Origin of the sequence: Anaerotignum sp. (genome assembly GCF_031981185.1) — a bacterium.
Taxonomy (GTDB): domain Bacteria; phylum Bacillota; class Clostridia; order Lachnospirales; family Anaerotignaceae; genus Chakrabartyella.
On record NZ_DALYUL010000017.1, the window covers coordinates 34616 to 41286 of the forward strand.

At 39.5% G+C, this 6671-nt stretch carries 4 protein-coding genes; all 4 read right to left on the minus strand.

The annotated features are described in order from the left end of the window. Nucleotides 1–28: 28 nt before the first annotated feature. A complete protein-coding gene (locus RTK36_RS10675; protein ID WP_312047027.1) occupies nucleotides 29–1132 on the minus strand; it encodes a GerAB/ArcD/ProY family transporter in 1104 nt (367 codons plus the stop codon). Between the two features lie 3 nt (nucleotides 1133–1135). Continuing rightward, nucleotides 1136–2608, minus strand: coding sequence for a spore germination protein (locus RTK36_RS10680; protein WP_312047029.1), 1473 nt, complete (start codon nucleotides 2606–2608; stop codon nucleotides 1136–1138). A gap of 136 nt (nucleotides 2609–2744) precedes the next feature. Further along, nucleotides 2745–3986, minus strand: coding sequence for a TolC family protein (locus tag RTK36_RS10685; protein WP_312047031.1), 1242 nt, complete (start codon nucleotides 3984–3986; stop codon nucleotides 2745–2747). Between the two features lie 215 nt (nucleotides 3987–4201). After that, the coding region (locus RTK36_RS10690) for a copper amine oxidase N-terminal domain-containing protein (protein WP_312047033.1) at nucleotides 4202–6671 on the minus strand (2470 nt) is incomplete at its 5' end.

The following is a 6671-nucleotide window of genomic DNA, read 5'->3' on the forward strand; positions in this document are numbered from 1 at the left end:
CAACACTGTAATCAGAACCCACTTCCATTTATTCATGTCTACCCCTCCCTTTCATTACATCTATAAAAAGCATTAGAAGCGGCAGAAGTATGAAAAAAATACCACTCAGCCATGGTGCCACCCCTGCTCTAAGCCAATATGCCCCCGCCATATCCTGAGGTAACAGCGCCACGATAAACAGTAGTGGTGCTAATAAAATTAGCCAACGATTTCGGGTTATTTTTTTTGTTCGAAATAATCGATTGAAAAGTTCAATACCAAAGAATATCATTCCTGACACATACAAAAACGTTGTAACCATCCACAACCAAATTAAAAATAAATCCTGGCGTCCTAAAAAGATCCCAGAAAAGCTGACTCTTTCCATCATTTGAAGGGTAGGCATGAGCTTTTCACCCAAAACCTCTGATCCGTAAACTGCAAGAGATAAAAAAACCAAAACGGATATTACTGCTGTGGCAAAAATACAAGTCAGCCAAATTCGCCTTTTTATATGTTTTCTTTTTTCCAAACTCGGAAAAATGAAAAAGAACACCATAAACCCTTGTAGTAAGGGAGCAAACGATGGCATACTTCCTTTCATTTCTTTAAAATCAGGGAATTGTATAGGTAATATACGATTGTAACCTGCTGATATAGCTACAAAAATCAACACAAAGATAAGGGGAATAAATACTAAGAAAAACAATATCTCTCCCACCCTAGCGGTGCATTCTACCCCATAAGAGGCCGCCAAGCAGCACAAAAATAGTGTTAAAGCAATTAGTAGCCACTGGGGCGTTCTTGGCAGCATAGAAGATGATACCACGTCACAGAACAAGCGTAACTCCATTGCTGCATCAAAAATCAGCTTTCCTCCAAGCCCAAAGGCCAAGGCTTTGCCAATAACCCGACCAAAGGAATGTTTATACCACTCTACCGCCGTATATGAAGGATGTCTTTCTCCCCAATATACCAGAAATACAGCTAAAATCGAAGATAAAACGCCCCATATTATCGTGACAATCCAGCAGGCATTTCCTGCCACCACCGCGGCATCACTGGGCAAAAATAAAACTGTGGTTCCAAAATAATAAAGTAGCAGCAATATTTCTAGTTGTCGCACTGAAATCTTATAGTTTTCTGCAAACATGAATTATGATCCCCCTTTCCGCCCCCTGGCTGATGGCTTTGTGAAAATAGGGCGGCGTTTCATTTTTTGTAATGGTAACCGCAAGATGGTATCCTCCCAATCTATATCATCATTGACCGACGCCGAACAAAAGGGATACATAAAGGGAATTCCATAGGAGGATAGACTACACAAGTGGGCTAGAATGAATAGCAACGCAATCCAAAGTCCGAATAACCCGAAAATGGCAGATAAAAATATAGTTAGATACTTACTAAGCCGCAATCCGGAAACAAGGGCTATATTGGGAATTACAAAAGAACAAATCCCCGTAAGGGCAGAAATAATCACAACCGTTGGGCTGACTATCCCGGCCTCTACCGCTGCTGACCCAATGATAATACCGCCTACTATTCCTATGGTGGAGCTAACGGGGGAAGGTAACCGAATTCCCGCCTCCCGCAAAAGCTCAAATGCCAGCTCCATTATAATTACCTCTCCCACTACGGAAAAGGGGATATTCTGCCTTGTGGCGGCAATTTTTATTGCCAAGGCAGTTGGTATCAACTCAGGATGGTACACCGATAAAGCAATATAAAGTCCTGGTAGAGCAATGGCCACTACCGCCGCCACATAGCGTATGGCACGTATAAAGCTCATAATCTGCCAACGGTCATAATAATCTTCTGCCGCCTGAAAAAATACATTTAGGGTAACAGGAAGCATCACAACAACAGGTGTATTATCAATAACCAATACCACTCTGCCCTCCAATAAAGCTGAGGCAGCTTTATCAGGCCTTTCCGTCATTTGCAATTGGGGAAAGGGAGACGCCCAACGCTTCTCCAAAAGCTGCTCCACATAGCCGCTATCCAAAATAGCATCTAAATTTATAGTATCCAGTTGTTTTTCCACAAGCTCCAATGTTTTTGGCCGCACCAAATCCTCCATATACATCAAAGCAACATCTGTTTTGCTGCGTGTACCGATTTTTTTCCTTTTTAGCTTCAGTTTATTATCCCGAATACGGCGGCGAATTAAAACAATATTTGTTGCCATTACTTCCAAAAAGGCATCCTTTGGCCCTAGCACAACCACTTCCGTTTGGGCTTGATTGACTCCTCGAGAAGGAAAGCCTTTTGTGGAAACTTGAAGGGCAAATGCATTCCCATCCATAAAAAGCACTGTATCCCCCAATAAAACTGCGTCCAGTGCCTGCTGCATCTCATTGATTTTACTTACCTCGCCTACGGCAATAATATCCTCCATGAAAACATCTAATAATCCGCTTTCGTTGCATTCCTTATAGCGACCCATTAAATTGGTCATAATAAAATTATTTATTGTGTCCCCATCTACGATATTATCTGTATAAATCATAAATAGTCTTGATTTTCCACTGCCCACAACGAACTCCCGCATTACCACGTCACCACAGTCGCGGAAGGCTTCCTTAATGGTAATCATATTTTCCGACAGATTTCTTGAAATCTGCATAAACTCCACCGCCTTTCCTTTTGCTTATTTTTCCAAAAAGGCGTGAAACTATACCTAGGCCATGGTCATCTTTTTTCTTACTTTAAGGATATAAAAAAACGCCCATAGTTAATGGACGTTTTCTTGATATTCTTAATTAGCTTTCTGCACTGTCACTGCCTGCGCTTCCGCCGCTTTTTGCGCTTCCGCTGTTGCCTGCACTTCCCCCTAAAATTAAGCTGGTATTTTTAAATGCAAACACTTGCATATCATAACTTCTTGCAAAACTCTTCAATGCAAACTCATCCTTTGTAACTGCTAATTGAGCCTGATCCAAAGTAAGCTTTGTTGTATTACCAATTTTATAATTAACTTCAGCAGTTTTTAAAGTGGCTTTTGCCTGTTCCAAATCAGCTTTTAACTGATTATAATTTGCTTCCGATTGCTGCAATTGAATATATGCATTGCGGATAGCAATATCTTTATCTTCTTTTGCCGATTTATAGGCTCTTTGAGCAGATTCATATGTAAGCTTATTCTTTTTATTGGTACTATCAACAGTAGACTCTGACACAAAGTTTTTATTAAACTTGGCATCTTCCACAGCCTGAGCCTTTAACAAAATGGAATAATCATTCTTCATAGCCGCATTAATATAAGCCTCTAAAGACCCTTGTAAAACATAAGGGACGAACTCAACATCATACTTTATTACATACTTCTTATCTGCTGATTCACCCATCAGATTGTTCAGGTTAATGTACATTTGTTCCAAGTTTCTTTCCAACTGATATACATTTACCTTGCTAGTATCGTATTCAGCTTTTAACTGATCCAACTTATATTTACTCAGCATCCCCAAATTATACTTGGTTTGTCCCTGTTCATATAAAGTTTTCTTAATTGCCTGCATTTCCTTTAATAATTCAAGAGACTCTTCATTTTCTACAATAGATGAAAACGTTCTTTTCACGGTAGTTTCTAACACCAAATTTGTAATTTGGGTAGAGTATTTATTTGTTTTCATACCACTATTTGTAGAATATATGCCTGATGTGTAACCATATACCGCATCATTTACCCATTTTTGATATTCATAGGTAGGAACTGAAAAAGTACCTACTGCGTCCCAAATATCCTCTTTTGTTTCCTGCAGAAAATCGCTTTGTTTCTGCAAGTCAGCCAAATCCACGCTATGCTTTTTTGCCTTCTCCAATGTTTCCTCAACAGTCAAAACAGGAGCTGCCTGTTCCCCTTGGGTTGTAACCGCTTGTTCTTCTTTGGTTGTAACTGCTTGTTCCGCGGGGGCAGTTTCTGCTCCATATGCTGTAGTACCAAAAAGAGTTACCACCAGAGCCAGTGCCACAGCACCTCTGGCGCTCCCGATTATTTTTTTCATGGTATTTCCTCCTTAACGGTTCATTTGCTTTTATAATAAAACCAATTATATCATATTTTTACGAAAATACCAGTGAATTAAGGATATCTTAATCAAATCTTATGTTGTTTTTATTGTTTTTTCAGAAATTTACAACAAAAAAGGGGCAGACATTGTCTGCCCCTTTCGGGATACTTAAAGGCAAGCCTTTAAGATTTTATTTCAGTTACAATTGATTAGTTCAATGTAGCTGTCTTTGTTGCTGCATCCCAGTTAACGTTTGTTACGCCCAAAGCTGTACCCAAATCTCTCAAAGGCAAGAATGTTCTGCCGTCTTTGATTTCAGGAGCTGCGGATGCAGGGATAGCGGAACCATTTACATAGATTGTCTTCTGACCAACAGTCATAGTGATGATTCTCTGAGCATACATAACAGTTACTGTTCTTGTTTCTGCGTTCCACAATACGTTGTTTGTGTTTACGCCAAGAGCCTTGGAGATTGCTCTTACAGGAAGCATTGTGTAACCAGCTGCACTGATGTAAGCAGGTGCATCTAATTCAACTTTAGCTTCGCCAGCAAGCAAGTAAGCTTCACCAACAGGTACAACTACCTTTGTTGTGAACAGGTTGTCGTTGTCTCTACCGGATGTTACTACGTTGATGAAAGCTGCTTTTACAACTTTGCTGTAATCGCATACGTCATCTACATAGCTGTCTTCTTTAACATTAGAAGGTCTAGTATATTCGCCTTTGCTTGAGTTATAAGACCATGCATTTTTATCTACATTGGTGGTACCAGCATTGTAGTTAGCAAATGTATCTGCATCAGGTGCAAAGAGAATTTCTTGCTTATATGCATCGCTCATAACTGTGTTGATTTCCAAATCATAAGCGCCTGCAGGGATGCTTCTGTTCATGTACAGTTTCAAATCGGAAATTGTTACACTTGCAGCTTTATCAGATTCAGATTTAACTGTGAATACTACTGTACCCTTAGATGTATCTTCACTCTTTAATTCCATATCGGAGTCAGCGTCTACTGTGAAAGTAGCATCATCTTCGAATGTAAGAAGATCGTCTTCGATGTTTAATTTGAATAAGTCTGTATTGTTCTTTTCCCATAAGCCAGCTTCAGCTTCTGTGATAACAATAGGAGTCTTAACTTCTGTATTTCTGTAATCAATGATTACATCATTCTGTTCTGCCTTAACTGTGTAAGGTTTTACAAATTTAGCAATTTTTACTTCTTGTTTGTCAACTAAAGCGCCTTCAAAGCCCAATGTAACGTCGCCTTCAAAAGTAGGATCAGCTACTAATTCAAGCTTAAATGAAACCTTTGCAGGATCAGAAGCAAGATTTGTATTTACATCATCAAATACTCTCTTTTTGAACTCAAAGTTCTTGTGGTCGCCTTCCTGATATGCATCAAAGAATGCTTTTTCCCATGCGTTCTTCTGATCAGATACTGGTGAACCTTCCTGATAGAAGTGTTCAGCGGAAACAACATCAACATCTGTTACGTAAACGCCATCAGGCAAGTTGAAGTTAAAGCCTTGTCTCATGGACCAAGCACCGGGGAAAGTTTCCTCAGCTGTTACTTCCAAAGACATATGATCGGAATCATCTGTCAAACCTTTATTTGCAACGTTTGTGCCGCTGTAGATTACAGGAATATCGTCGTCTGCATCAACTGTAAGGCTTACTTTGTAATCTACAACCTTAGCCACTTCTACAGTTGCTGTTGAACTAAAAGTACCAGTTTTAGTACTATCTTTCTTTGCCTTAACTGTCAATGTTGCAACAGCGCCGGATTTAGCAGATGTAGCTTCAATTTCGATGTCATCGCCATTGATTGTAAATTCATCATCAGGAGTACCAATAAATTTTACTGTTACTTCGTTGTCATCAATAGCGCCGAAATCATACTTAGCACCATCTTTTACTTTGCTAAATTCAAATCCATTAGACAACTTTAAATCAAATTCCTGATTAGTTACAAAGTCACCAACTGAGGATTCAATTTTTAAGCCGCCGCTGTACAATGTTGTTACTTCCTCTTCAGCAATATCAACTGTCTTCTTTACGGAAGCCTTGATGCCATTGCCAAGTACAGAAGCGTAAGTCAAGTCATCAGCTGTTGCCATCTTGGAGTCAACGGAAACTGTAGCCTTTGTACCTTCGCCAATTTTTGTCAGCTTGGAAGCCAAATCAAATGCGATTACGTCATCTTTTTCAAAGAAACCTGTGAAAGTATAAGTAACGCGGTCATCATCTTTTTCTTTTACTTCAACAGAAATTTCAGAAGCTCCGCCTACAAAGTCACCACGTTTAAAGCTAGTGCCATTTAGAGTATTTTCTCTTGCAATAACTTCATCAACAGAGATAGCAGGAACTTTAGCACTAACTACACTAATATTATCGCCATCCAGGTTTTCAATTTTCAAAACCTTTTCTGCATCTGACAACTCATAGCCGTCAGCCAATTTCGCACTAATTTGAGCCTCAGTAAGTGATAAAGTAGTAGCAGTTGCTGCTACAACTTCAACAACATCAGAGTCTTTTGTTAATGTAACAGCTGCTGCTGGTGCTGCGTTTACAGAAATAGTTTTGGAATACTTATCAATTAATTTAACTGTAGCCTTAGCATAGTCATTTACAGCATCTTCAGCATCGGGTATAGCTTTCGCATCACTAACGCTTGAAGAA

What these genes read in the sequence shown, in the direction of transcription:
- RTK36_RS10685 (WP_312047031.1), bottom strand. Translation starts at nt 3,986, where the DNA reads ATGAAAAAAATAATCGGGAGCGCCAGAGGTGCTGTGGCACTGGCTCTG.
- RTK36_RS10680 (WP_312047029.1), bottom strand. Translation starts at nt 2,608, where the DNA reads ATGCAGATTTCAAGAAATCTGTCGGAAAATATGATTACCATTAAGGAA.
- RTK36_RS10675 (WP_312047027.1), bottom strand. Translation starts at nt 1,132, where the DNA reads ATGTTTGCAGAAAACTATAAGATTTCAGTGCGACAACTAGAAATATTG.